We start from the raw sequence: 24,386 nt of genomic DNA on the forward strand, positions 1-24,386 counted from the left end.
GGCGCGCTATCGCTGTTTACCTTCCGTTTTCCTCCACGACTTATGCTGGAATCCATGGAATCACAGCGCATGGCACAGGGCTCGGCCAGGGAAGTCTTCAAGGTCTTCCTGAAGCTCGGCTTGACCTCTTTCGGCGGTCCAATCGCCCACTTGGGATACTTCCGCACCGAACTGGTTGATCGCCGCCGCTGGCTCGATGACCAGCAGTACGCCCAACTGGTCGCATTGAGCCAGTTCCTGCCCGGCCCGGCATCCAGCCAGGTCGGTTTCGGCTTGGGCTTGCACCGGGCCGGAATGCGCGGTGCCCTGGCGGCATTCCTGGCGTTCACCCTGCCCTCTGCGGTGGTGATGGCGGTCTTCGCCTTCGGCGCTTCGCTGTTCAGCGGTCCCATCGGTACCGGGCTGCTGGCCGGCCTGAAAATCGTTGCGGTCGCCATCATCGCCCACGCGGTACTGGGCATGGCAAGGAACCTGGCTCCGGATCGTGCCCGTGCCGCCATTGCGGTTGTCGCTGCCGGATCGGCGCTGCTTTTGGCCGGAAGCTTCGGGCAGGTCCTGGCCATTGCCTTCGGCGCATTGGCAGGATATTTCTGGTGCCGCGGCAAGGATGCCGGAGCAGCGGCGGCTATGCAGTTTCCGGTATCAAGGACCGTGGGCATCAGCTGCCTGTCGCTGTTCGCCATCCTGCTTTTCGGGTTGCCGGTGGCAGCCCTTGCCACCGGCTGGGATCTGCTGGGCTTCATCGATGCGTTCTACCGCTCCGGCGCCCTGGTCTTTGGCGGCGGGCACGTGGTTTTGCCGCTGCTCCAAAGCGCAGTCGTGGATCCCGGGCTGATCAGTTCCCAAGAATTCCTCGCCGGCTATGGCGCGGCCCAGGCCATGCCCGGACCGCTCTTCACCTTCGCCGCGTACCTTGGCGTCCTCGTCGACTCGGGTCCCGGCGGCGCTGCCGGAGCGCTCATCGCCTTGCTTGCCATTTTCCTTCCGGGCTTCCTGCTGCTGCTCGGCGTGCTGCCGTTCTGGAACCGGGTGAGCCACTGGCCTACCGCCAGGGCCATCATGCATGGCGCCAACGCGGCAGTGGTCGGAGTGCTCGCCGCCGCACTGTACAACCCGGTCTTCACCTCGGCGATTACTTCCGCTCCCGCTTTCGTCCTGGCCTTGCTCTGCTTTGTTTTGCTGACCGCCTGGAAGATGGCCCCATGGATTGTCGTGGCCATCGGTGCGCTCGGGGGAGTGCTGCTGGGCGTGCTGGCTTAGGCAGGGTCGGTGAGCTGCTGGGGCCGGCGCCCCGGTGCGCCTCGTGGCGCGGGGTACCGGACCTCGGCGCAGTGCCCCTAGTTCAGGCTCTTGGCTGTGTTGAGCACTGCGATCAGCTCGTCGAACCATTGCGCATAGCTGCTGTAGGTGAACGGACGCTTATCATCCCATTCGACCACCTGGCTGGCCTCTACCGCTGGCAAAGACGCGAAGACGGGATGGTCCTTGACCTGCTGCGCGGTGCCCGAATAGCTCAGCACCACATCGGCAGGGTAATCGGCAACCTTCTCCCAGCTCATTGAAGCCCAGCCGCTGTCCTCGGTCTGGCCGACAATATCGAATCCGAGTTCATCCAGCAGGGCCAGCTGGCCCAGTGATTTCTGGCCGACGTACAGGTCGTCATACCCATTGAGCGCGATGATCCGCAACGGCTGGTCCTTGGCCAAGGCACGCAACTGTTCAAGTTTGGCTTGGTAGTCGGCCTTGGCGGCGGACTGCGACGCAATATCCCCACCCAATGACTTGGCCAATGATTCATAGTCCTCGATGACCTCCAGAACAGGCCGGTTGCCAAATTTGATGCCCAGGAATGGAGCCGTGGCAGTGGCCTCTGCCTGGACCTTGTCATCCCACCAGGTCCAGCCCGTGCCTTCGGCATTGCCGAAGCCCACGATCAGATCCGGGTCGAGGCCAAGCAACTTCTCCAGGCTGAACTCTCCGTCCTGGCCAATGATGGTCATCTCTGCTGGATCCGCACTGCTAAGGGCCAGGCTGCCCGACTCGTCCAAACCGTATCCGAAGACGCCCGAGGGGCGGATGCCGTAGTCCCAGAGTGCCGCAGCCGAATAGGAATCGGTGACCAGCGTTTGCGGTGCAGCATCCATGGAGATGGTTTTTCCATAGCCGGAATCGGTGAAGCTCCACGCTGCGCTGGCTTCGCCGCTTGAAGGGGAAGCGGCCTGGGTGCTCGGGCTGCAGGCGGCCAGGGCCAGGGCTGCGGCCAGCGAAGCTGCGCCGAAAAAGACGCGTCGGGTCATTGGTTGCATGTTCTTTTCCTTCTTAGATGGCCTCGTGGCCCAGCGGGATCACGAGTGGTGTGTGCGAGACGGGATCCTGGATGATGGTGCAGGGCAAGGCGAAAACCTCGCGGATCAGTTCCTCGGTGACAATCTGCGAGGGAGGTCCTGCGGCGACGATCTCACCGGATTTCATCGCGATCAGGTGCGTGGCGTAGCGGCACGCTTGGTTCAAGTCATGGAGCACCGCAACCACCGTGTTGCCCTGTTGCTCGTTGAGCCTGCGGCACAGTTCCATGATTTCGATCTGGTGGGAGATGTCCAAGAAGGTGGTCGGTTCATCGAGCAGCAGCAAAGGAGTCTGCTGGGCCAGTACCATGGCGATCCAGACGCGTTGGCGTTGCCCGCCGGATAGTTCGTCGACCAGCCGCCGGGAGAGCCCGGTGGTGCCTGTGGCGTGCATGGCGCTGAGCACTGCTTGCTCGTCCGCGGCAGACCATTGGGAGAACAAGCCTTGGTGCGGGCTGCGGCCGCGGGCGATCAGATCCGCAACGGTGATGCCATCCGGGGCGATGGAGGACTGCGGCAGCAGCCCCAGCCGCTGGGCCACCTGCTTGGCTGGCAGGGACAGGATCGGTTTGCCATCCAGGATGACCTGGCCGGAGGAAGGCTTCAGCACCCTGGACAGGGCGCGCAGCAAGGTCGATTTGCCGCAGGCGTTGGGTCCAATGACGACCGTAAACGAGCCCGGGGGGATGGATAGCGAGAGGTTTTCGGAGATGGCCGATGGCCCGTAGCCCAAGGTGAGCCGGTCGGCGGATAGCTGCGGATGGGTCATGCTCATTGGCGTCGTGCCTCACGAAGTAGTAGCCAGATCAGGTAGACCCCGCCGATGCTGACGGTGACTACGCCAACCGGCAGGGAAGTGTTCTCCAAAACGCGCTGGGCCAGCACATCGCTGGCCAGCAGCAACACGGCGCCGAGCAATGCCGAGTAAGCCAACGACACGCCTGCGCTGCCCATGATCCGGCGCGCGATTTGCGGAGCAGCTAGCGAGATGAAGGCGATGGGGCCTGCCGCCGCGGTGGCCAGGGCAGTCAACGCCACCCCGATCACCAGCAAGGACAGCTTGCTGGATTCGGTGTTGATGCCCAGCGCCACAGCAGCGTCATCGCCCAATTCCAGCAGGCGCATCCTGCGCGTGCAGGCCATGGCGCCCAGCGCGAGAGGCAACGCGACCGCTGCGGCCGGTATGGCCTGGTCCCAGCCGATGGCATTCAGCGAGCCGGCACCCCAGATGGCCGCGGACATGGCGTCCTCCAGCTCGCTGCGCAAGATCAGCCAGGTGTTGGCCGAAGCGAGGATCGCGCTGACCGCGATCCCGACGATGATCAGCCGGAATCCCTCAGAGCCGTTCTTAAAGGACAAGGCATACACCACGGCCGCGGTGGCCAAGCCACCAGCCAATGCACCGAGTGCCACCTGGAAATACCCGCCGCCGAAGACCAGCATGACGGCCAGCGCACCGGTATAGGCACCGGTATTGAATCCGATAATGTCTGGAGAACCCAGGGGATTGCGGGTCATGGATTGGAAAATTGCCCCGCTGGCGCCTAGCGCTGCGCCCAATAGCAGTGCCATCAGAACGCGGGGCAGCCGCCATTGCAGCACCACCCGCTGGCTGCTGGCCTCCCCGGCTCCAGCCAGGGTATTGAGCACTTCGCCCAAGCCCAGCGTGTAGTCGCCAGTGGCCAACGCGTAGAGGCCCAGGGCGGCCGCCAACACCGAGAGGAGTGCGGCGAGAAGCAGCTGACGTGGTTGCACGCGCAACCAGATGCGTCCAATGCGCAGTACCCGGTGGCCCGGGCCAAAATCCACAGCACTCATAGTCCGCTAGCCTGCTTGCGCCGAACCAGCCAAATCAGCACCGGAGCGCCAAGCAAGGCCGTGACGACCCCCACCTGCATTTCGCCGGGCGGGACAACGATGCGGCCGAGCACATCGGAAACGAGCAACAGCACCGGGCCGAGGATCATCGAGAAACACAGGATCCATCGCTGATCCGGTCCGACGATCCAACGGCTGATATGCGGGATCATCAAGCCCACGAAGCCGATCGGGCCGGCGGCGGCGGTCGCTGCGCCGCAGAGCAGGGTGACCGCCACGATCACCACTGCGCGGGTCAGGCCGATATTGGTACCCAGCGCGAGGCTGGCCTCATCGCCCAAGGCCAATGTGTTCAGCGAGCGGGTGCACAGCACCGCCAAGACCAGCCCCAGGATAACGAAAGGGGCGATGACGCCCACCATGGGCAGGGTGCGGTTGTTCAAGGTTCCCGCGCCCCAATAGCGCATGCGGTCAAAAGCCTCGGGGTTGAGCAGGGTCATCCCGTTGGAAATTCCTCCCAGCACGGCGCCCAGTGCGACGCCGGACAAGGTCAGCCTGGCCGGTGTCGCTCCACCGCGGCCACGCGATCCAATGAGGTATACCGCGAGGGTGGCCAGCACGGCTCCGGCGAAGGCGAACCAGATGTACTGGGAAATGTGGGTGATGCCGAGGAATGCCACTGCGAGCACGACGGCGAATCCGGCGCCCGCATTGACCCCGAGGATACCGGGATCTGCCAGCGGATTGCGGGTCAGTGCCTGAATCAATGCGCCGCCAACAGCCAGGGACATTCCTGCCAGGAGCCCAATCGCGGTGCGCGGCAGGCGCAGCTCGTTGATGATCACCAGTGTTTCGGGTGTGCCAATTCCCCATAGCGCCTGCCCGGCAGCCAGCGGCGCAATCGCCTTTGCTCCAATGCCCAAAGACGCGAAGAGGGCGACTGCGAGCAAGCCGAGGCAGAGGGCCAACGCCGCTGACTTCCAAGCATTGCTGGCGGCCAATCCTGCTGATCCATGGGCGGCTTTGGTTTGATCGGACTTGTTGGCGGGTTGATGCGGCGCAAGGAGGGTCATGCGACTTTCCGTAATTAGGGAACACTCACTGAATCGCGAGCACAAAAAGTCACACTACCATGATGTTTTTAGGTTAGGGCAAAATAAGTCACAATAGACGCACCTATTTACAAATTGGTGCTGAATGCGTTCCGACTAGGCGAGATTGATACAACGCACCGACCCGTCAGCTTCGGCAAGAACCATGAAGGAATCATGATGAGTTGCCAGGTATTCCTCGATGCGCGCCAGCACCGACACCTCGGCCCGGTCGTCCAATGCAGGGCCGGACGAAGCCATCCACGTCACCGCTAGCTCCGGGCGCGCTTTGAGCTGAGCCGCCATCGGCTCGGAAGCCGCCGGGCCAACGATTACCACTGCTCGATGTGTTATCGCCCCCTGAGAGGCAATGGATTTTCCAGAAGAACCGGCTCTGGAATCCTTATCCGAACGCCACAGCGCAAAGTGGTAGCCGGCCACGGCAGCGGTCGCAACCAGCCAGCCCAGCGGGCCGCGAACGGTGTCCAGGAGGGAATCAAGACGAGAATCGGGTTCCAGGTAGAACTCGAAAATCCGGTACCCGAAGACCAGCAGGGAAACCAGCGCGACGACGGAACTGGCTCCGAAGAACAGGACCAAATAGGCGCTGCGCGAGTCTGCCGGGAAGGGCTTCCAGGGCTTGAAGTACCAAAGCCATGCGGCGGCTCCGAAGGCGAGCAAGCCGAGACCATGGCCCAGCAAACCCGCGGAGTAGCCCACCGAGACGCTGGACCCGAGTGCTGCGAAGAGCGCATTGACCACCATGCCCAGCCCGGTAGCCAGCACGGCCAGGCTGACACCGCTCAGCGCCAGGTGCGCTGCGCCAACCACGGCGGCAGGGTGCAGCCTGGAACGCAGCTGGGACTGGTGGTAAATCCAGAGAACCGCGGCCGCCACAATGATGGCCAGCAGGCTTGGACCGCCGTCGAGGAACAGCTCGGTGCGTTCCTGCGCCGTCCATGCCTGCGGCCACACCCAGGAAACCAGCTCGGCGATCGCCAGCAGGAACGCCAACGCCGGTGCGGCCAGGCCCAATGCAACCAGCAGGACGCTGTTCAGGAGATTGGACATCTTCTGGACTCTGCGCAGTTTCCAATGCCAGAACCACAGGGCCGAGGAACCTGCCAGCCAGACCAGCGCCATCAGCAGATTCGGCATGCCGGTGGGGCCCACCAGCGTGTTTTCCGGCACGACCAGGATTTCCAACGCGACCGTCAGCGTGGCAACCAGCGAAAGCGCGAAGAGCACCATGCTGAAGTAATTTCCCGCGGTGGCCGCCAGCTGGGCGAATTGCCGCGGTGCCGTACGCGATGAAGTGATTTGGCGGTGCTGCCAGGCGCACACCGTGCCCCAGCCCAAGGCCACCGCCAGCGTCGACTGCCATGCACCGTCGCGGGCTGCGGAAACAAGTCCCGCCAGGAACGCCAGCGCGGCGCAGCTGCTGGCAGCCAGGGTGGCAAGGTACGCGGCCGAGGCCTGCAAGGACCAGATGGCTGAGTCGAAGGCCGACGGCCGGGCCAAGCGCTTGCGGATGGAACGCCACAACAGCCAGGCCAAGGGGATTCCAACCAGGGTGAAGGTGAAGGCCATCGCCAGCTGCTCGGTGCTGACCAGCAAGGAATCGAAACCATGGAAGAGCGCGGTAAAGAGCGTAGACAAGCCCGTAGCCGAGACCATCAACAGCACGAACAGCAAGCCGTGGAGGATCACTGGACGCAGCACGCTGCTGCTTTGCACGTGGAACGCCGGGGCGGTTGCGGCCATCAGTAACCCATCTCCTCGGCGGTGCACAGGCCGACCTGCCACGGCATGCGGTCAATCAGCCAGGCTCCATCGATCTTGCGCAGCTCGAACGCCTCTTCATATGAGGACAGATTCCCCAAGGGCAGGAATTGGGCGTCGCGGGTATTGAACCTGGTGCGCACGGTAGCGCTGGACTCCCCGACGGTGCTGCGCAGCAGCCGCACATCAAGCGGCTGCGGGGCATAGGGTTCGGGAGAGCACAGCGTCCTGGATTGGCCTTCAACGGTGTAGCCCTGCATGGCCGGCAAATCCTCGGCCTCGAAAGCCATCAGATATCTTTGCACGACCCCTTCCGGAGTGTTCTCCCCGTGGACCTCTGGTGCCGAACGCAGCGAAACCACGAGCAATGCGGCTATAACCAAAGCCACAATGGCGGCGGCAAGGGCCAGCAGAACCACCCGCGTCGCCGAAAATTTACTTGTCATTGCATCATTTTGGTCCACATCAGGACAATAATCCAGCGCCTCGGCATCAAGATTTGATGAAGATCTCAGTTACTGTTTTGCGTTCGTGCGGGATAATGGATGGGTGACGACCCTGACTGATGCGCCAACCAACACCCCGACCCTCAAGCTGCCTCCATTGCAGCTGGGCAAGCTGACCATTGATACCCCGGTGGTTCTTGCTCCGATGGCTGGGGTGACCAACCGCGCCTTCCGCCGCCTCTGCCGCGAATATGGCGGCGGGCTGTACGTGACCGAAATGGTGACCGCCCGGGCACTGGTGGAACGCAACCCCGAATCCTTGCGCATCATCTCCCACGATCCCGACGAGGAGATCCGCTCCATCCAGATCTACGGCGTGGACCCCGGCACCGTGCGCGCTGCCGTGCGCATGGTGGTTGACGAAAACCTGGCGGACCACGTTGACCTGAACTTCGGCTGCCCAGTTCCAAAGGTCACCCGCAAGGGCGGCGGCTCGGCCCTGCCCTGGAAGTCGGATCTCTACACCTCCATCATCGAAGCCGCGACCTCAGAGGCCGCCAAGGGCGATATCCCGCTGACCGTGAAGATGCGCATCGGCATCGACAAGGACCACCTGACCTACCTGGAATCAGCGAAAATTGCCCGGGACCACGGTGCGGCCGCAGTCACCTTGCACGCGCGCACCGCCGGCCAGTACTACGCGGGGCACTCCGACTGGGACGCGATCACGACCTTGCGCGAAGCCATGGATGACATGCCGGTGCTGGGCAACGGCGATATTTTCAGTGCCGAGGATGCCATTGAAATGGTTGAGCAGACCGGTGCCGCCGGCGTCATGGTAGGCCGTGGCTGCCAGGGCCGGCCATGGATTTTCGGCGACCTGCAGGCGGCCTTCGAGGGCCGTGAAGACCGTTTCCGCCCGGGCGTGCGCAAGGTCGCCGACACCGTATACCGCCATGGCGAACTGCTGGCCGAATTCTTCGAGGACGAGGGCAAGGGCATGCGCGATATCCGCAAGCACATTGCCTGGTACTTCAAGGGCTACCCGGTAGGCGGCGAAATCCGCTCGCAGCTGGCCCAGGTGCCATCCCTGGCAGTGCTGCGCGAACTGCTGGACCAGCTGGATCTGGACCTGCCGTACCCGGGGGTTGCCGCAGAAGGCACCCGCGGACGTGCGGGCCACCCGAAGAAGACGCACGTCCCCGACGGCTGGCTGGATAACCGCGTGATGAGCGATGCCCACCGCGAAATGATCAAGGCCGCCGAGCTGGATATCTCCGGCGGCTAGCCACCCCGGGATAGCCACGGCTACGCCACTAGTGGATAACTCCTCAATGCCGGCAAAGAGTTACTAGACTAGGAACTATGACTCAGATCCCCGGATATACCGAAGCCGACCAGCAGCGGTGGGTGCCTGAACCAGCGAAGAAGTCCTACCGTACTGCCTTTGAGCGGGACCGTGCCCGCGTGCTGCATTCCTCCGCCTTGCGCCGTTTGAGCGCCAAGACCCAGGTAGTGGCACCGAACCAGAATGACTTCGTGCGCAACCGGCTCACCCACTCATTGGAAGTGGCCCAGGTGGGCCGCGAGCTCGGTGCGGCCCTTGGCTGCGATCCGGATGTCGTCGACACCGCCTGCTTGGCGCACGACCTGGGTCATCCGCCCTTTGGCCACAACGGCGAGAAGGCGCTGGACAAGGCAGCCAAGGACATTGGCGGATTCGAGGGCAATGCCCAGACCTTGCGTTTGCTCACTCGCTTGGAAACCAAGACCTTCCGGCACAACGGGCATTCGGCCGGGTTGAATCTTTCGCGGGCCTCGCTGGATGCAGCGTGCAAGTACCCGTGGCTGAAAACCGATGCGCCAGAGGTCAACGGCAAGAAAACCAGGAAGTTCGGTGTCTACGAGGATGACGCCACCGTCTTCAACTGGTTGCGCAACGTCCCGGAGGCCACCGCCGGAGCAGTCTGCATGGAAGGCCAGGTCATGGACTTGGCTGATGACATTTCCTACTCGGTCCATGACGTGGAAGACGCAATTGTCGGCGGCAAGCTGCAGCTGCGTTGGCTCAAGCAGGATCTGCAGCGCGAGCGCGCGTTGCAGGTGACCAAGGACTGGTACTTGCCGACCACTGGGGAGGCCGACATCGACGCGGCGTTGCGCCGCCTGGAAATCAGCGATGAGTGGGTTTCGCATTTTGACGGCTCACGGCGTTCCATGGCGGCGCTGAAGGACATGACCAGCCAATTCATTGGCCGCTTCGCCGCCGCCGCAATGGATGCCACCCGGGCACGCTTCGGGGAAGGCAAGCTCACCCGCTATAACGCGAACCTGATTGTGCCCGAGGAAACCGAGCACGAGATTGCCGTGATGAAGGGCATCGCGGCCAGCTACGTGATGGCTTCGGAAGTGCGCCAGCCGCTCTACCTGGATCAGCGCACGCTGCTGACCGAGCTGGTCGAACTGCTCTTTGAAACGGGCCGGGATAATCTGGAGCCGATCTTCGCAGCTGACTGGGAAGACGCCGCTGATGAAGCGGCCCAGCTGCGTGTGGTGATTGACCAGGTCGCCTCGCTCACTGACGTCTCAGCCACCGAATGGCACTCGTATCTGGTCAAGGGCGAAGCCCCTGACGCAAAGTTGTTCTAGAAGGGAATCATGGCAGGGCTGATCAAGCGTGAAGATATCGACGAGGTGCGTAACCGCACCGACCTCCGTGAGGTCGTCGAGTCCTATGTCACGCTCAAATCCGCGGGCATTGGCTCGTTCAAGGGCCTGTGCCCTTTTCACGACGAACGCAGTCCGTCCTTCCATATTCGCCCGCAGCTAGGAACCTTCCACTGCTTTGGCTGTGGCGAGTCCGGCGACGTGATCGCCTTCATCCAGAAAATGGACCACTCCTCGTTCACCGAAACTGTGGAACTTCTGGCTGCCCGGATCAATTACGAGCTTCGCTATGAAGACGGGGGACCGGGACCGCGCCGCGAAGACTACGGCAAGCGCCAGCGCCTGGTCGACGCGCACAAGGTCGCCGAGGAATTCTTCCGCGCGCAGCTGGCTACCGAGGAAGGAGCCGCCGGCCGCGAGTTCCTTGCCGGTCGCGGTTTTGACCAGGAAGTCACAGCCCAATTCTCCGTGGGCTATGCGCCCAAGGGCTGGGATTCGCTGCTCAAGCACCTGCGCTCCAAGGGCTTCGTTGATGATGAGCTGAAGCTGACGGGCATGTTCTCCGAGGGCAATCGCGGAATCTATGACCGATTCCGAGGACGTGTCATGTGGCCGATCCGCGACCTGTCTGGTGCCACCATCGGCTTCGGTGCACGCAAGCTCTACGAGGATGACCAGGGCCCGAAGTATCTGAACACCCCGGAGACCCAGCTCTACAAGAAATCCCAGGTCCTCTATGGCCTGGACCTGGCCAAGAAGCAGATTTCCAAGAGCCGCCAGATCGTTGTGGTGGAAGGCTACACCGACGTGATGGCCTGCCATCTGGCTGGCATCACCACCGCGGTGGCCACCTGCGGTACCGCTTTCGGCACGGACCACATCAAGATTGCCCGTCGCCTGCTGCAGGATGACGGCACCGGTGGTGAAGTCGTCTTCACCTTCGATGGTGACGCCGCAGGCCAGAAGGCCGCGCTGCGCGCCTTCGAAGAAGACCAGCGATTTATTGCCCAGACTTACGTTTGTGTTGAACCAACCGGTGCTGACCCGTGCGACTTGCGTTTGCACCGCGGAGACGAAGCTGTACGCGAGCTCATCGAGCTCAAGCGTCCGCTGTTTGAATTCGCCATCCGTGCCGAATTGAAGAAATTCAATCTGAACACCGTTGAAGGACGTGTCCAGGCCTTGCGCCAGACCGCTCCGATCGTTGCGCAGATCCGCGACTCGGCCATTCGTCCGGCATATGCCCGTGAGCTTGCCGGCTGGCTGGGAATGAATAATGAGGACGTCAACCGCTCGGTGGGCGCCTCCATCAAACGCGCCCGGTTGCCGAAGAACGCCGACCTGCAGGCACCACACCCGCAACCGGGGGAGGCTGAACAGGCAATCCCGGCGGCGGCCTTTGAACGCCCGGATCACCGCGACCCGGTGATGCGCCTTGAACGACAGGCCCTGGAAGTGGTGATCCAGCAGCCGCAGCGGTTGAAGGACGAGCAATGGCAGGCGTTCTACGAGGCTCGCTTCCTGGCCCCGGCGCACTCTGCTGTCCACGATGGCGTCGTTGCCGCGTCCAGCGCAGGCGCTTCGGCGACCTCCTGGGTTGAAGTCATTCGCGACGAAGTCCCCGAGCAGTTGCGCAGCTTCGTTTCAGAACTCGCAGTGACCAGCATTCCGGCATCTGACGAACATAGCCTGAACCGCTACTGCGCCGATATCATCAACGGCTTGATTGAGCTTCAAATCACACACCGCAAGGCTGAGCTGATCGGCCGCTTGCAGCGTGCTGAAATGGCACCCGAGGGTGAAGAATATGCCCAGATCAACCGGGAACTGATGGAACTGGAGATGCGCCGGAGGATCCTTCGCGGAACCTAGGATCCCGATTTTGCATTCGCGGGAATCTTGGGTAAAGTTATATCTCGTTGCAATCCTCCATAGCTCAATTGGCAGAGCATTCGACTGTTAATCGAAGGGTTACTGGTTCAAGTCCAGTTGGAGGAGCTTACAAGAAGGTTCCGGCTCGCATTCGCGAGTCGGAACCTTTTATTTTCGCCTGAAACCGGAATTCTGGCACCTAGTCCTGACTAGCCTCGCCAGGAAAAAGCCGAGTTAGGTAGCAGGGGCCAGTTGCTGGACCAGCGGCGGGTTTTTTGCCTAGCGGATTCAGGCAGCCGGGTTCCATAAGCGCCGGGATTCCAGATACCAGAAATACGAGAAAAGGCTGATCTCGAACCATTCGACAATGAATAGGGCCTCCTGGATGCCCGCGGCCAGCAGGATCGGCCAGGCAATCAATCCGATGAGCATCAGCACCAGGATGATTGCGTAGTGCAGCTTCTTGCCTCCGCTGGTGTCCATCGCGCACAGCGGCTTGTGGTCCAGGTGGCTGGCGATGGCGATGCCCATGGAGAAGATCAGCAGGAATGCAGCGCTGGCATGCACGCCGGCGAACTGCTTGCCTTCAACGGTCCGCCACAGCAGCAGCAGGACAAAGCCGACCAGGAGCAGGGTGCTCAGCAAACCGAGCGCTTTGGTCGCGGTGCTGTGGAACAGCGCGCGGTGCGGAGCGCGGCTAGTCCTGATTCCCAGCCAGATGAATACCGAGCTGACGACGAGAACCGCAATAACCGATACCTGCACGGAGAAGATGAGCCGCCTCTGCTCGCCCAGGGGCAGTTGCGCCAGCGTTTCACCCAGCTTGGTGGGAACCAAGGCGACGAACATGGCGTAGAAGCCGGCCAAATTCAGTGCATAGTCCTCCAGCTCGTCTCCGGTGTAAACCACGAGCAGCACTCCGGTAGTCACCAGCATCGCAACGAACAAGTCCCGTGCTGGACCCAGGTAATAGGAACTCAGGGAGTCTTCAATGCGCTGGTTGGCAATGCCATAGATGACGATGGCAACGACAAGGAGCAGGGGCACCGCGAGCAGCATGAGGCGCACATAGCGCAATGTACTGCGGCCCGGGGAGTGTTCAAGGGAAGTCGCCATAAGTGCATTCTGTAATGAATCACCCAGGTTTTGCCAACGGGCCCGCCTAGCGCAGGAAAATTCCCGGGAGAATCGCAGGCATCGGTCCGCGGGCCAGATGCACCTGCTGGAACACCTGAATGGTGCACGTCAATCGACCGCACTTGGCTTCCGGAAACTGCAGCTGCCTTGGGCAGCTCGGCTGGAGCCGAATCCGGGGCAAGCTAAATTGTCGGTAGGCACTGGCATGATTCTTGAAGAGTCAACAAAGACTCTTTTCGGCCGAAGTCCTCATCCGCTTGGGCTGATATCCGCCTCGGCGCCAGCGTGGCGCCGTCTTCACTCGAAGGAAGCTTTCATGTCTGTACAAAATCCGGTCGATCCGAACATGGTGCCACCGGCACCGCCTGCCAAGAGCTCAGCTGGCAAGGGCCTGGGCATTGCGGCCCTGGTCGTGGCCATCGTTGCATTGGCCCTGTGCTGGGTACCGATCGTCAACAACTTTGCCGCCGTGCTCGGTTTCATTGCTCTGGTACTGGGCATCGTCTCGCTCATTGCCGCTTCCAAGCGCCGTGGCAGCAAGGGCTTGGGCGTTGCATCGAGCATCATCGCCATCGTAGCCATCGTTCTTGTGTTCGCCACCCAGGCAGCCTATGTGAAGGCGATCGACGAGGTCGCCAACGGCATTGCCGACGCTTCCGACGGCGAAGTGGCGGCACCGGCTGAGATCATCGAGCAAGCCGAAGACGAAACACAGGTATTGGCCTTGGGGCAGGCCGCTGCTGTTGGCGAGTATTCGGTCAATGTCAGTGCGGTGAACCTGGATGCCGGCGCACAGATCGCCAAGGCAAATGAGTTCAACCAGGAGGCCGAAGGCCAGTATGTCCTCGTGGACCTTTCTGTTGTCTACAACGGAGAAGAAGAAGGCGACGCATGGCTGGACCTTAATCCAGAGCTGGTGGGCTCGGATGCAAGCATCTACAGCACCAGCAGCGCGACTGCGATCACCGCCAAGCCGGGCATGGACGTTCCTACCTTGGCCAAGGGCGGGAAGGGAAGCTACCAGGTGGTCTTCGACGTGCCGGCCGAGGCCGTGGCAGATGCGAAAATCCGCATGAGCGAAACGCTCTCATTCACTGACGACTCGGTGCTCTGGGCTGCGAAGTAGCTCGAATTCGCAGAGGTTCCACTATCCCATCAGGGGTGGCGGAACCTCTTTTCTTTTGCCCTGGCGGCGAGGAAGCCCGCAGCTCGCGGATTGCGACCACAACATGAACACCGAAAATAGGAAGATCGGGAAAATTTTCAAGGAATTCCCCGCGCTGCCGGACCTCGGAAATACGCGAGAACCCGGGGCGATTCGCTCGCTCTCATTTGCTTCTCATGGACGCGCCATAATCCTCTCACCACCGCCTAATGCGCTCCTCACAAGGGTCTTTTAATGTTCAAAGCATGAATCGCCGCATACTTCTCATCCTCATGGTGTTGGCCGTGCCAGCGGGACTGGCCGGCGCCAGCCAGGCACTTGCCGACAAGGCCAATCCGCCCATCCCGCATCAGCAGCCAATCATTGTCCAGCTCTCACCGGATCCCGAGCCCGCTGCTGCACAAGCGCAAGCTGAGGAGCTGATCGCCAATGGCTGATATCCATGAGCACCAGGGATCAACGGTGTCGGCACGGTTGCGCATTGTCGGGTGGATCGTGCTCACTACTGCACTGGCCCTGCTGGCCGTAACGGTTTCGATGCGTTCGATCATGTCCGGCCAAGTAGCCGAAGCTGCCAACGTGGGCATCGCGCAGGAAATCGAGGAGTTCCGGACCTTCGCCGCCGAGGGACTGGACCCGAAGACAGCTCGCCCGTTTTCCTCGATCGGTGAATTGATGGAACGCTATCTGGCCCGCCAGCAGCCGACGGCCGGCGAAGCGATTCTCGCGCAGGCCAATGGACGGGTGCTCACCGCAGGCACCGCAGCCAACCAGGCCGGGACCTGGCTGGCTGATGACCCCGTGCTCCTGGGCCGTATTCTCGATGACGCGAAGACCTCCGGAATCCTGGAGAGCAACCACGGGACGGTTCGCTGGGCGAAGGCCGAGGCCAAGGATGCCTCCGGAGCCAGCGGGGCGGGGCACCAAGCCCATCTGGTCGTCGCGCACTTCATTGGCGGGGCCCAGGAAGAAGCCAACCGGCAGGCAACCATGCTCTTCGGCGTGGCCGCCGGGGGACTGGCCTTGACCGCGGGGATCGCCTGGTTGGCAGCTGGGCAGATCATGCGTCCCATCCGCACCATGAGCGAAACCGCCGCCTCGATTAGCGCCAATGACCTCTCGGCCCGCGTTCCGGTCGAAGGACGCGACGACTTGGCGCAGCTGGCCAGGACACTGAATGCGATGCTTGACCGGGTTGAAGCTTCGCATCTGGCCCAACGCCACTTCATCGCCGAAGCACGAGAGCACCTGGGAAGCCCGCAACGCAAGATGGCAGCTGCCTTGCAGAAGCTCAACGAGGAAGAGGTGCCCCGGAAGCAACGCGGCAGGATCATCAGCACCGCGCAGGCGCACATTTCACTGATGGGGCAGACGCTTGCCGACCTGGAATTGCTGGCGCAAAGCTCGGACCCGGACTTCATCCAGCGCCGAATGGTGCCCGTCGGCGAAGTCACGGCGGACGTTGCCGCGGCAGCCGCCCGCCCGGGCGCCTACCCGGACCGCCGATTCCGCATAGCCGAGTCTGCCAAGGCCCAGGCGTGGCTGGATCCGCTGCGCGTTGCCCAGGCCATGCACCAACTGATCCAAAATGCCGTCGCGCATACCGAGGATGGAGAAAGCATCCGGATCGGTTCTGCCGCAGCAAAGGGCATGGCCAGCTTCTGGGTTGCCAACGATGGACCGGCGTTGGACCCGGACCAGGCCCGTGCCCTGCTGGAAAACTATCGCAGTGCCCCGGAAGCCGGCCAGCAGGGATCCGGCATGGGCTTGGGCTTGGCCGTGGTGAAAGCGGTCGCGCAAGCCCACGGCGGCACGGCCTGGGTGGAATCCGGAAACGGCAACGGGACCAGTTTCGGATTTTCCCTCCCGCAAGCTGATGCCGGACAAGGCATCCGCTGCGAAGAAGAATTCGCCCAATCCATGGCCAGCAGCCTGGGCGGTGAGTCATGAGCATCAAGCCAACCGCACCACGCTCGGGATTCCGCTACACCGCCCAGCGGTCCATGGACCAGGCCGCGGAACAGGGCAACGACGGTGGGGCACGAAGCCGCTGGAGCAAGCAGAACGCAGCGCGAATCATCGCCGCACTGGTCTTGCTGGGCTTTCTCGGCTGGTGCGCCTACGGAGCCTTCGGCCCGGATGCGGGGACAGCGCAGGCATTGCCAGCCCAAGGGGCCCTGACCCTGGCGGTCTTCGCCTTGGCCATCTGGCTCTGGGTCTTCTCGCCAGTAGGCGATACCTATATCGCCTTGGGCGCAGCAGTGGTGCTGGTGCTCATGGGCGTGCTGCCCGAAGCCGAACTGTTCTCCTCGCTGGGAGAAGACACCATTTGGCTCTTGCTGGCCGCCTTCGTGATCGCGGCGGGGATCACCGCCACGGGACTGACTACCCGCGCCGCAGCATGGATAGCCGCAGGGGCGAACACCCCGCGGCAGCTGATCCACCTGACCACCGGGGTGCTGGTCGCTACCGCATTCGCGGTGCCGTCCACTTCCGGGCGCGCGGCCCTGGCCATTCCGGTCTTCATTGCCCTGGCCAAGGCCCTGGCGGATCGCCGCCGCATCGTCCTGGCCCTGTCCCTGGTTTTCCCCTCGGTTATCCTGCTTTCGGCGGTGGCATCCTATCTGGGCGCCGGAGCGCACTTGATCACCAGCCAGATCCTCGCCACCGCGGGCCATGAAGGATTCTCCTTCGCCGGCTGGCTGGTCTACGGATTGCCGCTGGCTTTCGTTTCCTCCCATCTGTGCGCCGAACTGGTGCTGTGGATGTTCACCCGCAAGGAGGACCGCGCAGAACCGCTGGCGGTGGGCATCGAGCGGCTGCAGCAGTATTCGCCGGTGCCGCTCTCGGGCCCGCTCACGGTGGGGCAATCCAGGGCAGCGCTGCTGGTCTCGGCCGTGGTGGTGCTCTGGTGCACCGAGCCCCTGCACCAGCTCCATCCCGCCATCGTGGCCCTGCTTGGTTCATTGCTGGTAGCCAGCCCGGGATATGGCTCTGTAGGCCTGGCCAAGGCATTGAAGGCGGTGCCGTGGTCGATGCTCATCTTCATGGCCGCGACCCTCACCCTGGGCACGGCGCTCGCCGGAACCGGAGCCGCCGAATGGCTGGCCCGCAAGGTGCTTGGCCCCGTCGAGCAGCTCGGCGCTGCCGCACCCTGGGTCTTCACCGTCCTCGTGGTGGTGGTCTCTGCCGCGGCGCATCTGGTCATCCAGTCCCGTTCGGCCCGCTCAGCGGTGCTGATTCCGCTGGTGGTCTCGCTGGCCCCGGGCGTCGGGGTCAACGCGGTAGCCATTGCCCTGGCTTCCACCGCCGCCGCCGGTTTCTGCCACACACTGACCAGCAGCGCGAAGCCGGTGAACCTGTTCTCCGAGATCGAGGGCATCGAAACCTATAAGCCGGCAGACCTGCTGCGCCTGAGCGCGGTGCTCGGACCGCTCATGGTCCTGCTGGTCCTGGTCTTCGCCTTCTGGATCTGGCCGGCCATGGGACTGCCGCTGTTCCTCTGAGCCACCTCATAGCTTCACATCTCATCGCATTCATCCTCACTGAAAAGGACAACGAATCATGGCACACGCACTTCCACAACGCATCCTGGTAGCCCCTTCCGGATTCAAGGAATCCCTCGACGCGGCGGCAGTCGCGGCGGCCATCGGCGCCGGGGTTCGCCGGGCCTTGCCCGGAGCCACGGTCAAGGCAGTGCCCATCGCCGATGGCGGCGAAGGCACCGCAGAAACCCTGGCGTGCGCTACCGGCGGCCACCTGGTGCCAATGGCAGTCACCGGTCCGGTCGGCCAGCAAGTCGAGTCCCACTACGCCATGCTCGGTGGCGAAGCGGCCGGAACGGCAGTCGTCGAAATGGCCGCCGCTGCGGGCCTGCGGCTGGTTCCCCGCGACCAGCGGGATCCGGGAACCACCACCAGCTACGGTGTGGGCGAGCTGATCGCGGCCGCCATTGATGCCGGGGCCTCCAAGATCCTCGTGGGCTGCGGCGACTCGGGTACCTCGGATGGCGGCATGGGGGCATTGCAGGCGCTGGGTGCACGAATCCTTGATGCCAACGGCCATGAGGTCAAGGCCGGCGGCAACTACCTCGGATCGGTGGACCGGTTGGATCTGTCCGGCCTGCACCCGGCCCTGGCTGCCGGGAATGTCCGGATCACCATGGCGCTGAACCCGCACAATGTGCTGACCGGCCCACGCGGAGTGGCCCGCATTTTCGGTCCGCAGAAGGGGGCAACTCCGGAACAGGTCGAAATCATGTCAGCAGGTTTCGAACGCTGGGCCTCGATCCTGCGCCGCGATGCGCTGGAGTCCTCGCGCTCCACGGATTTCGCTTTGGCCCCGGGGACGGGTGCTTCGGGCGGGCTGGGCACTGGCTTGGCGGCGGTGGGGGCGGTGCTCTTGCCTCGCTTCGAGGCGATCCTGGACTCGGGCTTGGCCGGCATCGATCTGGACTCGATGCTGCGCGGAGCGGATCTGGTCATCACCGCAGAAGGCGCCATCGACTTCCAGACGCCCAAGGGAAAGGTGCCTGCGGAGGTAGCGCGGCGCGCGGCGCTGCATGGGGTGCCGGTAGTGGCTCTGGCAGGAACTCTGGGCCGCGGCTGCCGAGACGTGCACGATATCGGAATTGACGCCATTGCCTCGATCATGCCCATCCCGATGACGCTGCAAGAAGCAGTGGATGACGGGGAGCGGCTGCTGATCGAAGCGGCCGAACGCTTCATGCGCACCATCATCCTGGGTGCATCAATGGCAGCAGCCCGGCTCAGCCCGCGCGAGGCCTGGTAGCAGCCAGCGGTCTCGCCCTGAATAGGAACAGGCGTGCTGTCTTGCTAGAGCACGTAGGAGGCGATGAGCTGAGAGAGGGCCCGGACATCAACTTTGCCCTTGAACTCCAGACGAACTTTGCCCAACCCGCTGAACCACAGGTCCAGCTCCGCATCCAGATCGAAGGTTCCAGCTGTTTCAACGGAGAACGACTGGACTTTCGAATACGGTAACGAGGTGTAATCCCGCTTTTTGCCGGTCATGCCTTGCACATTGACGGCGATGAGTCGCTTGTTGCTGAAGACCACGTAGTCGCGTGCACCCTTGAAAGCGCTTAGTAGCTCTTCGCCAGTGACCATCATGGGTACGATCTCCGGTGCGACTTGTGAAAGGTCCCATGGGCCCAATTTGAAGACAGAGGAATTATTGAAATCAATCATGTAAAGAGCGTACGAAGGATGAGGGACAAATAGGCGACGACTAATTTCCCGAATCGTGGCTGAGAGCCCAACTTGTCGGTACTTTCAGGTACGGTGAAATAATCAAATCTTCAACCAATAATGGGGGTCAGCGTAAATGCAACTTCGATCAAAAGTAGACTTCAGCACTGCGGTAGAAGATGTAAGGGACTATTTCGGGACCATGGGAAACGGTCGGCCCAAGTATTCTGGATCGCGCTTTGAAACTCTGGGTGAAGGTGTCGATACTGATCCACATCGAATCACTGCGACCGACTTGGTGGCGGTATCGATGCTCTCCGTTGACGTGCCAGCGCAGGCTTCCTTGGGAATCCTCGAAACGCTAGCCGAGCAAATCAGCGAATTGCTGTCCCAGATTCCGCAGGACTTGAAGTTTGAGAATTTGACACCAGAATCATTCGAGAGATATCTCGCTGAGGGATCGCCTGCGGATAAATTGTGGTCGCTTCTACGGCAACATGAAGACCCTTGGAAGGTTGGACAAACCACGGCAAGCAAGATCATGGCTCGCAAGCGGCCGGACTTGATTCCGGTTTACGATTCGGTTGTCGAAGCAGTTGCCGGGATCAAAGGCAGTGGAGAACAGTGGATCGTTTGGTACTCCGCCTTCCACGACGGTTCTTCCGAGGCCGCGGAATTTGTAGACAAGCTCAGAGCGATCAGGGCTGAGGCTGGCCAACCTCACTTGTCGTTATTACGAGTTTTGGATATTGCATTATGGAAGCAAGGAAAGCGCGAAATAAGGCATTCGTAGATCGCGCCTAGGGCTTGGCCCAGAATCGGCTCAGGCGTGCCGCCTTGACCGTTGGCAACGGCGTTCAAGGCAGCACGCCTGTTTTTCGCATATTCCCTAGAGCTCGATAGCCGCCACGGCCTGAACCGCGCGTGCCGCCTCGGCGCCCTTCTTCAGGAAATGCTCGAAGTAGAAGCCCTGGTGCTCATCATTCGAGTGGAAGTGGTGCGGGGTCAGGCTGACCGAGAAAGTAGGTACATCGGTATCCAGCTGGACCCGCATCAAGCCGTCCACTACCGCCTGGGCAACGAAGTCGTGGCGGTAGATGCCGCCGTCAACCACGAGGGCTGCGGCTACCACTGCATCGTACTTGCCGGTCTTCGCCAGGCGCTGGGCCTGCAACGGCATTTCGTAGGCGCCGGGTACGCTGACGACATTGATGGTGTATTCCTGCCCGGAAGAATCCATCTCGGCCTTGAAGCCGGCTAGGGCCTGGTCGACGATATCCGCATGCCAGCTGGCCTTGATGAAGGCGACGTTCAATGGCTTGCTCATGAGTTGCTCCCTGATTCTGCGTGCAAATGTCTAAGTCTTTTGATCTACCCTAGTGGCGTGGGTCTCAATGGAATAAATGGGTAAGGGATCCGCGTAACGAATGAGCCGGTTCAGCGCCAGCCCATCAGCGGGGCCACGTGCTTGAGCACTGATTCGATGACGTGGGCGTTGTAGTCCACGCCCAACTGGTTTGGAACGGTGAGAAGGAGCGTATCCGCCGCGGCGATGGCTTCGTCTTCGGCCAGCTTCTTGGCCAGTTCATCTGGTTCCCCGGCATAGGACTTGCCGAAGACCGCACGGGTCTTCTCATCGATGTTGCCGATCTGGTCCGAGCTGTAGCGGTCACGGCCGAAGTACTGCCAGTCGCGCTCATCGGTCAGTGCGAAGATGCTGCGGCTCACCGAGACGCGCGGTTCGCGTGAGTGGCCGGCTTCCTTCCAGGCGTCGCGGTAGAGCTGGATCTGCTCGGCCTGCTGGACGTGGAAGGGCTTGCCCGATTCATCGTCCTTGAGCGTGGAGCTCTGCAGGTTCATGCCCAGCTTCGCGGCCCACACTGCAGTGGCATTGGAACCGGAACCCCACCAGATGCGTTCGCGCAAGGTGTCCGAATGCGGCTCGATGCGCAGCAGGCCCGGGGGATTGGGGAACATCGGGTTCAGGCTAGGCTCGGCGAAGCCTTCCCCGGAAAGCACCTCGAGCAGGCGCTCGGTATGCCGGCGGCCCATATCGGCATCCGATTCGCCCTCGCGCGGCTCGAAGCCGAAGTGGCGCCAGCCGTCAATGACCTGCTCGGGCGAACCACGGCTGATGCCCAGCTGCAGGCGGCGATTGGAAATCAGGTCGGCGGAGCCTGCATCCTCAGCCATGTACAGCGGGTTCTCGTAGCGCATGTCGATGACGCCGGTACCGATCTCGATGCGGCTGGTTCGCGCGCCGATGGCAGCCAGCAGCGGGAACGGGGAGGCGTATTGCTGGGCGAAGTGGTGCACGCGGAAATAGGCGCCGTCCGCGCCGAGCTCCTCGGCGGCGACCGCCAGATCGATGGCCTGCAGCAGGGCATCGGAGGCGGTGCGGGTGCCTGATTGCGGGTGGTCGGTCCAGTGGCCGAAGGACAAAAATCCGATGTTCTTCATGCTTGAGGCAACAAGTAGTCTCGAATGGTTATTCCAGTCCTAGCCTCGTGGTCTGCTAGAACTGGCGGGCGGCGACGTCGGATCGATGCGCAGTGGCGAACGCCTCTTCGAGCTGCGCGATAGTCACTGGCTGACCGCGATCGGCAAGGTGCGCGGAGTAGAAATTAGCGGGATCTTGGGCGTAGACGTGAGTGTAGCCACCGGATTCGGGCTCGGCGCGCCACGAATCAGCCAAGGTTCCGGCATTAACCGTGTCGAAGCCCAACGCTTGGACAAGTTCCAGCACTTCGGTCTTGGCAGCAAGGTCATCGCCATATATTGGCAACGCGGTCCTCGGAGCTGAATTGACCAGAAGCGGGATGTGATGCGCCACGATGTTGTTGAAGGCTTTGGTGATGCGGGCGCCGGGAAGGAGCGATGCTTCCAACTGCGCAGTAGTGGACTTCAAGGAATCGAGAACTTCTATGCGCCCGTCGCGGGATGGGTAGTAGTTGCCGGTGGATAGGACCGTCTTGTTGGCAAGCACCTGGGTTGGAAGGTCCGAATAAGCCGACAGCGGGATGGCCAACACGACGATATCGCCATATTCAGCGGCTTCAGCAACGGTTGCCGCGTGCGCGTTGTCGCCGAGTTCTTCCACCACGTCGGCGAGCGAGGCGGTGCCGCGTGAGTTCGCGATGGCCACGGTGGTGCCAGCGGCCACAGCTAGGCGAGCAATGGCCTGGCCGATATTTCCGCTACCGATAATCCCGATCTTGGTTGTGCTCATGGGTTGCTCCGAATTCTTATCTTGTGGTCGATGAGGTATCTAAGGGTGAAGAATTTTATGTGGTGCGGGCAAGTTCCTGGCGAACCGTATCCATGAGTCCAGGGAATCGATGATCCAGTTCTTCGGTGCGCAACCAGTTGCGGTGCCGGGTGCCATCAACCTCTTGCCTGATCAAGCCGGATTCCCTGAGGATGCGCCAGTGCCGGGTGAGTGCCGACTTTGAGACACCAAAGTCCGAGCTGCTGCACGCGCCACCGGGGGTTGCGCCAATGTGAGCGATGATGGCGCGCCTGACCGGATCGGCCAGAGCGGCCATGATTTCGAATAGGTCCATTTCCTCTTCGGAGGGAATGGTTAGAGGTCGAGTGAGGCGGCTTGCCACGTTCATTTCCTTAACTCCGAAAGGCGTGCATGTACGCAAAAAAGTGTACATACTAGTTATGTACGCGTCAACATGTACATGCAGAAGGGATCAGGCCCTGCGAATTAGCGGTGCGATAGCTGTGAGGGGTGAAGTGCTGGAGAGCCGCAGGTTTTCTGCGAGTTGATGGTTGACCAGATCTCATCGAGCGATAGGCTCAGCGCGGCCGCGACGGCGGCGATGGTGGAAAAAGCGGGAGTGGCGACGCGGCCGGTTTCGATTTTCCGCAGGGTTTCGGGGGAGAGGCCGGCTTGGATCGCGACGTCGAGGATTGTTCGTTCGCCGCGTGCCTGCCGAAGCAGCGCGCCGAGGTTCTTGCCCTGTTCGATTTCCCGGGCGGTAAGCGGCAGTCTGACCATAATGAGACCATTATACCGGTATTAAAATACCGGTATAGTAATTGGAATGATCGAGATTCTCACAGCCAGCGAAGTAGAGCGCGCCCGCGAGACCGGACGCCTTGTCGGAAACATCCTCAATACGCTCAAGCACCGCGTGCAGGTCGGCACCAATCTCTTGGAAATCGACGCCTGGACCAAGGAAATGATCGAGGAGGCCGGCGCGGTCTCCTGCTACGTCGACTACGCCCCGTCCTTCGGCAGCGGCCCCTTCGGCCATTACATCTGCACGGGAGTCAACGATGCGGTGCTCCATGGACTGCCTCGCGACTACCAGCTGGCCGATGGCGACTTGCTCACCCTGGATCTGGCCGTCACCTTGAAAGGCATCGCCTCCGACGCGGCGATCAGCTTCATTGTCGGCACGGCTGCGCGTGCAGAAGACCTGAAGATGATCGAGACCACGCAGCGCGCCCTGGCTGCGGCTATCGCCGAGGCGCGTCCCGGAGCCAAGATCGGCGACCTGTCCTTCGCCATCGGATCGGTGCTGACCGCCGAAGGGTACAAGGTCAACATGGAATTCGGCGGCCACGGCATCGGCAGCACCATGCATCAGGATCCTCACGTTTCCAACGATGGCCGCCGCGGACGCGGGTACACGCTGCGTCCCGGTCTTCTGCTGGCCATCGAACCGTGGGTCATGGCCGATACCAGCAAGCTGGTGACCGACCGCGATGGCTGGACCCTGCGCAGCGCCACCGGCTGCCGCACGGCGCACACCGAGCACACCATTGCCATCACGGAAACTGGCGCGGAGATTCTCACCCTGCCCACCGACCTCTCGGCATAGGCAGAGGCCGGCATG

General features: G+C 62.1%; 24 protein-coding genes and 1 tRNA gene. 12 read left to right on the forward strand and 13 right to left on the reverse strand.

Going from position 1 to position 24,386, the window contains the following annotated elements; translation table 11 throughout:
* Positions 1 to 54 precede the first annotated feature (54 nt).
* Entirely contained in the window at positions 55 to 1,260 is a 1,206-nt protein-coding gene (gene chrA / locus ACIOTL_RS11325) for a chromate efflux transporter (protein ID WP_400342712.1), read from the forward strand.
* 77 nt (positions 1,261 to 1,337) lie between these two features.
* Here chrA and ACIOTL_RS11330 read toward each other — a convergent pair whose 3' ends face one another.
* From ACIOTL_RS11330 to ACIOTL_RS11355, 6 genes are all read right to left on the reverse strand, one after another.
* A complete protein-coding gene (locus ACIOTL_RS11330) occupies positions 1,338 to 2,306 on the reverse strand; it encodes an ABC transporter substrate-binding protein (RefSeq protein ID WP_400342714.1) in 969 nt (322 codons plus the stop codon).
* 13 nt (positions 2,307 to 2,319) lie between these two features.
* Positions 2,320 to 3,120, reverse strand: a complete 801-nt coding sequence (locus ACIOTL_RS11335) for an ABC transporter ATP-binding protein (RefSeq protein WP_105657206.1) — start codon at positions 3,118 to 3,120, stop codon at positions 2,320 to 2,322.
* Positions 3,117 to 4,163, reverse strand: a complete 1,047-nt coding sequence (locus tag ACIOTL_RS11340; RefSeq protein WP_102598151.1) for an iron chelate uptake ABC transporter family permease subunit — start codon at positions 4,161 to 4,163, stop codon at positions 3,117 to 3,119. The genes ACIOTL_RS11335 and ACIOTL_RS11340 overlap by 4 nt, the downstream gene beginning before the upstream one ends.
* Positions 4,160 to 5,236, reverse strand: a complete 1,077-nt coding sequence (locus ACIOTL_RS11345; RefSeq protein ID WP_400342716.1) for a FecCD family ABC transporter permease — start codon at positions 5,234 to 5,236, stop codon at positions 4,160 to 4,162. The genes ACIOTL_RS11340 and ACIOTL_RS11345 overlap by 4 nt, the downstream gene beginning before the upstream one ends.
* Positions 5,237 to 5,371: 135 nt before the next feature.
* Complete coding sequence (locus ACIOTL_RS11350) at positions 5,372 to 7,018, reverse strand: DUF5671 domain-containing protein (RefSeq protein WP_400342718.1); 1,647 nt, start codon at positions 7,016 to 7,018, stop codon at positions 5,372 to 5,374.
* A complete protein-coding gene (locus ACIOTL_RS11355) occupies positions 7,018 to 7,482 on the reverse strand; it encodes a hypothetical protein (RefSeq protein ID WP_400342720.1) in 465 nt (154 codons plus the stop codon). Before ACIOTL_RS11355 ends, ACIOTL_RS11350 begins: the two co-directional genes overlap by 1 nt.
* 103 nt (positions 7,483 to 7,585) lie before the next feature.
* On the opposite strand from ACIOTL_RS11355, the gene dusB reads away from it, so the two are divergent.
* The 4 genes from dusB to ACIOTL_RS11375 all read left to right on the forward strand — a co-directional run bounded on the left by dusB (position 7,586) and on the right by ACIOTL_RS11375 (position 12,147).
* Positions 7,586 to 8,770, forward strand: coding sequence for a tRNA dihydrouridine synthase DusB (gene dusB, locus ACIOTL_RS11360; RefSeq protein ID WP_105657211.1), 1,185 nt, complete (start codon positions 7,586 to 7,588; stop codon positions 8,768 to 8,770).
* 77 nt (positions 8,771 to 8,847) lie between these two features.
* Positions 8,848 to 10,131, forward strand: coding sequence for a deoxyguanosinetriphosphate triphosphohydrolase (locus tag ACIOTL_RS11365; protein WP_332498739.1), 1,284 nt, complete (start codon positions 8,848 to 8,850; stop codon positions 10,129 to 10,131).
* A gap of 9 nt (positions 10,132 to 10,140) precedes the next feature.
* Positions 10,141 to 12,021, forward strand: coding sequence for a DNA primase (dnaG, locus tag ACIOTL_RS11370; protein WP_105657213.1), 1,881 nt, complete (start codon positions 10,141 to 10,143; stop codon positions 12,019 to 12,021).
* A 53-nt stretch (positions 12,022 to 12,074) separates the two neighbouring features.
* Positions 12,075 to 12,147, forward strand: a tRNA-Asn gene (locus ACIOTL_RS11375).
* 162 nt (positions 12,148 to 12,309) lie between these two features.
* Here ACIOTL_RS11375 and ACIOTL_RS11380 read toward each other — a convergent pair.
* Positions 12,310 to 13,137: a hypothetical protein gene (locus tag ACIOTL_RS11380; RefSeq protein WP_105657214.1), complete on the reverse strand. Its 828-nt coding sequence runs from the start codon at positions 13,135 to 13,137 to the stop codon at positions 12,310 to 12,312.
* A gap of 337 nt (positions 13,138 to 13,474) precedes the next feature.
* On the opposite strand from ACIOTL_RS11380, the gene ACIOTL_RS11385 reads away from it, so the two are divergent.
* From ACIOTL_RS11385 to ACIOTL_RS11405, 5 genes are all read left to right on the forward strand, one after another.
* Positions 13,475 to 14,284 (forward strand): DUF4352 domain-containing protein, encoded by an 810-nt coding sequence (locus ACIOTL_RS11385; protein ID WP_400342723.1) that lies wholly within the window; start codon positions 13,475 to 13,477, stop codon positions 14,282 to 14,284.
* A 284-nt stretch (positions 14,285 to 14,568) separates the two neighbouring features.
* Positions 14,569 to 14,760 (forward strand): hypothetical protein, encoded by a 192-nt coding sequence (locus tag ACIOTL_RS11390; RefSeq protein WP_400342725.1) that lies wholly within the window; start codon positions 14,569 to 14,571, stop codon positions 14,758 to 14,760.
* A complete protein-coding gene (locus ACIOTL_RS11395) occupies positions 14,753 to 16,273 on the forward strand; it encodes an ATP-binding protein (protein ID WP_400342727.1) in 1,521 nt (506 codons plus the stop codon). The genes ACIOTL_RS11390 and ACIOTL_RS11395 overlap by 8 nt, the downstream gene beginning before the upstream one ends.
* Positions 16,270 to 17,829, forward strand: coding sequence for an SLC13 family permease (locus ACIOTL_RS11400; protein ID WP_400342729.1), 1,560 nt, complete (start codon positions 16,270 to 16,272; stop codon positions 17,827 to 17,829). Before ACIOTL_RS11395 ends, ACIOTL_RS11400 begins: the two co-directional genes overlap by 4 nt.
* 58 nt (positions 17,830 to 17,887) lie before the next feature.
* Positions 17,888 to 19,114: a glycerate kinase gene (locus ACIOTL_RS11405; protein WP_400342730.1), complete on the forward strand. Its 1,227-nt coding sequence runs from the start codon at positions 17,888 to 17,890 to the stop codon at positions 19,112 to 19,114.
* 44 nt (positions 19,115 to 19,158) lie between these two features.
* On the opposite strand, the gene ACIOTL_RS11410 is transcribed toward ACIOTL_RS11405, so the two are convergent.
* Positions 19,159 to 19,533 carry a PH domain-containing protein gene (locus ACIOTL_RS11410; protein WP_013348303.1) on the reverse strand — a complete coding sequence of 125 codons (375 nt, stop codon included), beginning with the start codon at positions 19,531 to 19,533 and terminating at the stop codon, positions 19,159 to 19,161.
* Between the two features lie 136 nt (positions 19,534 to 19,669).
* On the opposite strand from ACIOTL_RS11410, the gene ACIOTL_RS11415 reads away from it, so the two are divergent.
* Positions 19,670 to 20,326: a DUF6308 family protein gene (locus tag ACIOTL_RS11415; protein WP_400342731.1), complete on the forward strand. Its 657-nt coding sequence runs from the start codon at positions 19,670 to 19,672 to the stop codon at positions 20,324 to 20,326.
* Positions 20,327 to 20,422: 96 nt separating this feature from the next.
* Here ACIOTL_RS11415 and ACIOTL_RS11420 read toward each other — a convergent pair whose 3' ends face one another.
* The 5 genes from ACIOTL_RS11420 to ACIOTL_RS11440 all read right to left on the reverse strand — a co-directional run bounded on the left by ACIOTL_RS11420 (position 20,423) and on the right by ACIOTL_RS11440 (position 23,542).
* Positions 20,423 to 20,860, reverse strand: a complete 438-nt coding sequence (locus tag ACIOTL_RS11420) for a 6,7-dimethyl-8-ribityllumazine synthase (protein ID WP_105657220.1) — start codon at positions 20,858 to 20,860, stop codon at positions 20,423 to 20,425.
* A gap of 110 nt (positions 20,861 to 20,970) precedes the next feature.
* The gene (locus ACIOTL_RS11425) at positions 20,971 to 21,993 is read right to left on the reverse strand and encodes an LLM class flavin-dependent oxidoreductase (protein WP_400342732.1); all 1,023 of its coding nucleotides are present in this window, start codon (positions 21,991 to 21,993) and stop codon (positions 20,971 to 20,973) included.
* Positions 21,994 to 22,048: 55 nt separating this feature from the next.
* On the reverse strand, positions 22,049 to 22,801 hold the full coding sequence (locus ACIOTL_RS11430; RefSeq protein ID WP_400342898.1) for an NADPH-dependent F420 reductase: 753 nt from the start codon (positions 22,799 to 22,801) through the stop codon (positions 22,049 to 22,051).
* A 16-nt stretch (positions 22,802 to 22,817) separates the two neighbouring features.
* Positions 22,818 to 23,144, reverse strand: coding sequence for a helix-turn-helix transcriptional regulator (locus ACIOTL_RS11435; protein ID WP_105657301.1), 327 nt, complete (start codon positions 23,142 to 23,144; stop codon positions 22,818 to 22,820).
* 104 nt (positions 23,145 to 23,248) lie between these two features.
* Positions 23,249 to 23,542, reverse strand: a complete 294-nt coding sequence (locus ACIOTL_RS11440; RefSeq protein WP_332486659.1) for a helix-turn-helix transcriptional regulator — start codon at positions 23,540 to 23,542, stop codon at positions 23,249 to 23,251.
* Positions 23,543 to 23,588: 46 nt separating this feature from the next.
* On the opposite strand from ACIOTL_RS11440, the gene map reads away from it, so the two are divergent.
* Entirely contained in the window at positions 23,589 to 24,371 is a 783-nt protein-coding gene (map, locus tag ACIOTL_RS11445; RefSeq protein ID WP_332594826.1) for a type I methionyl aminopeptidase, read from the forward strand.
* Positions 24,372 to 24,386: the final 15 nt, after the last annotated feature.

This window comes from Glutamicibacter sp. NPDC087673 (assembly GCF_044743255.1).
GTDB lineage: Bacteria > Actinomycetota > Actinomycetes > Actinomycetales > Micrococcaceae > Glutamicibacter.

Excerpts from the sequence above, each read along its gene's own strand:
- chrA (WP_400342712.1), top strand. The coding sequence starts at position 55 with ATGGAATCACAGCGCATGGCACAGGGCTCGGCCAGGGAAGTCTTCAAG.
- ACIOTL_RS11330 (WP_400342714.1), bottom strand. The coding sequence starts at position 2,306 with ATGCAACCAATGACCCGACGCGTCTTTTTCGGCGCAGCTTCGCTGGCC.
- ACIOTL_RS11335 (WP_105657206.1), bottom strand. The coding sequence starts at position 3,120 with ATGAGCATGACCCATCCGCAGCTATCCGCCGACCGGCTCACCTTGGGC.
- ACIOTL_RS11340 (WP_102598151.1), bottom strand. The coding sequence starts at position 4,163 with ATGAGTGCTGTGGATTTTGGCCCGGGCCACCGGGTACTGCGCATTGGA.
- ACIOTL_RS11345 (WP_400342716.1), bottom strand. The coding sequence starts at position 5,236 with ATGACCCTCCTTGCGCCGCATCAACCCGCCAACAAGTCCGATCAAACC.
- ACIOTL_RS11350 (WP_400342718.1), bottom strand. The coding sequence starts at position 7,018 with ATGGCCGCAACCGCCCCGGCGTTCCACGTGCAAAGCAGCAGCGTGCTG.
- ACIOTL_RS11355 (WP_400342720.1), bottom strand. The coding sequence starts at position 7,482 with ATGACAAGTAAATTTTCGGCGACGCGGGTGGTTCTGCTGGCCCTTGCC.
- ACIOTL_RS11365 (WP_332498739.1), top strand. The coding sequence starts at position 8,848 with ATGACTCAGATCCCCGGATATACCGAAGCCGACCAGCAGCGGTGGGTG.
- dnaG (WP_105657213.1), top strand. The coding sequence starts at position 10,141 with ATGGCAGGGCTGATCAAGCGTGAAGATATCGACGAGGTGCGTAACCGC.
- ACIOTL_RS11380 (WP_105657214.1), bottom strand. The coding sequence starts at position 13,137 with ATGGCGACTTCCCTTGAACACTCCCCGGGCCGCAGTACATTGCGCTAT.
- ACIOTL_RS11385 (WP_400342723.1), top strand. The coding sequence starts at position 13,475 with ATGTCTGTACAAAATCCGGTCGATCCGAACATGGTGCCACCGGCACCG.
- ACIOTL_RS11390 (WP_400342725.1), top strand. The coding sequence starts at position 14,569 with ATGAATCGCCGCATACTTCTCATCCTCATGGTGTTGGCCGTGCCAGCG.
- ACIOTL_RS11395 (WP_400342727.1), top strand. The coding sequence starts at position 14,753 with ATGGCTGATATCCATGAGCACCAGGGATCAACGGTGTCGGCACGGTTG.
- ACIOTL_RS11400 (WP_400342729.1), top strand. The coding sequence starts at position 16,270 with ATGAGCATCAAGCCAACCGCACCACGCTCGGGATTCCGCTACACCGCC.
- ACIOTL_RS11405 (WP_400342730.1), top strand. The coding sequence starts at position 17,888 with ATGGCACACGCACTTCCACAACGCATCCTGGTAGCCCCTTCCGGATTC.
- ACIOTL_RS11410 (WP_013348303.1), bottom strand. The coding sequence starts at position 19,533 with ATGATTGATTTCAATAATTCCTCTGTCTTCAAATTGGGCCCATGGGAC.
- ACIOTL_RS11415 (WP_400342731.1), top strand. The coding sequence starts at position 19,670 with ATGCAACTTCGATCAAAAGTAGACTTCAGCACTGCGGTAGAAGATGTA.
- ACIOTL_RS11420 (WP_105657220.1), bottom strand. The coding sequence starts at position 20,860 with ATGAGCAAGCCATTGAACGTCGCCTTCATCAAGGCCAGCTGGCATGCG.
- ACIOTL_RS11425 (WP_400342732.1), bottom strand. The coding sequence starts at position 21,993 with ATGAAGAACATCGGATTTTTGTCCTTCGGCCACTGGACCGACCACCCG.
- ACIOTL_RS11440 (WP_332486659.1), bottom strand. The coding sequence starts at position 23,542 with ATGGTCAGACTGCCGCTTACCGCCCGGGAAATCGAACAGGGCAAGAAC.
- map (WP_332594826.1), top strand. The coding sequence starts at position 23,589 with ATGATCGAGATTCTCACAGCCAGCGAAGTAGAGCGCGCCCGCGAGACC.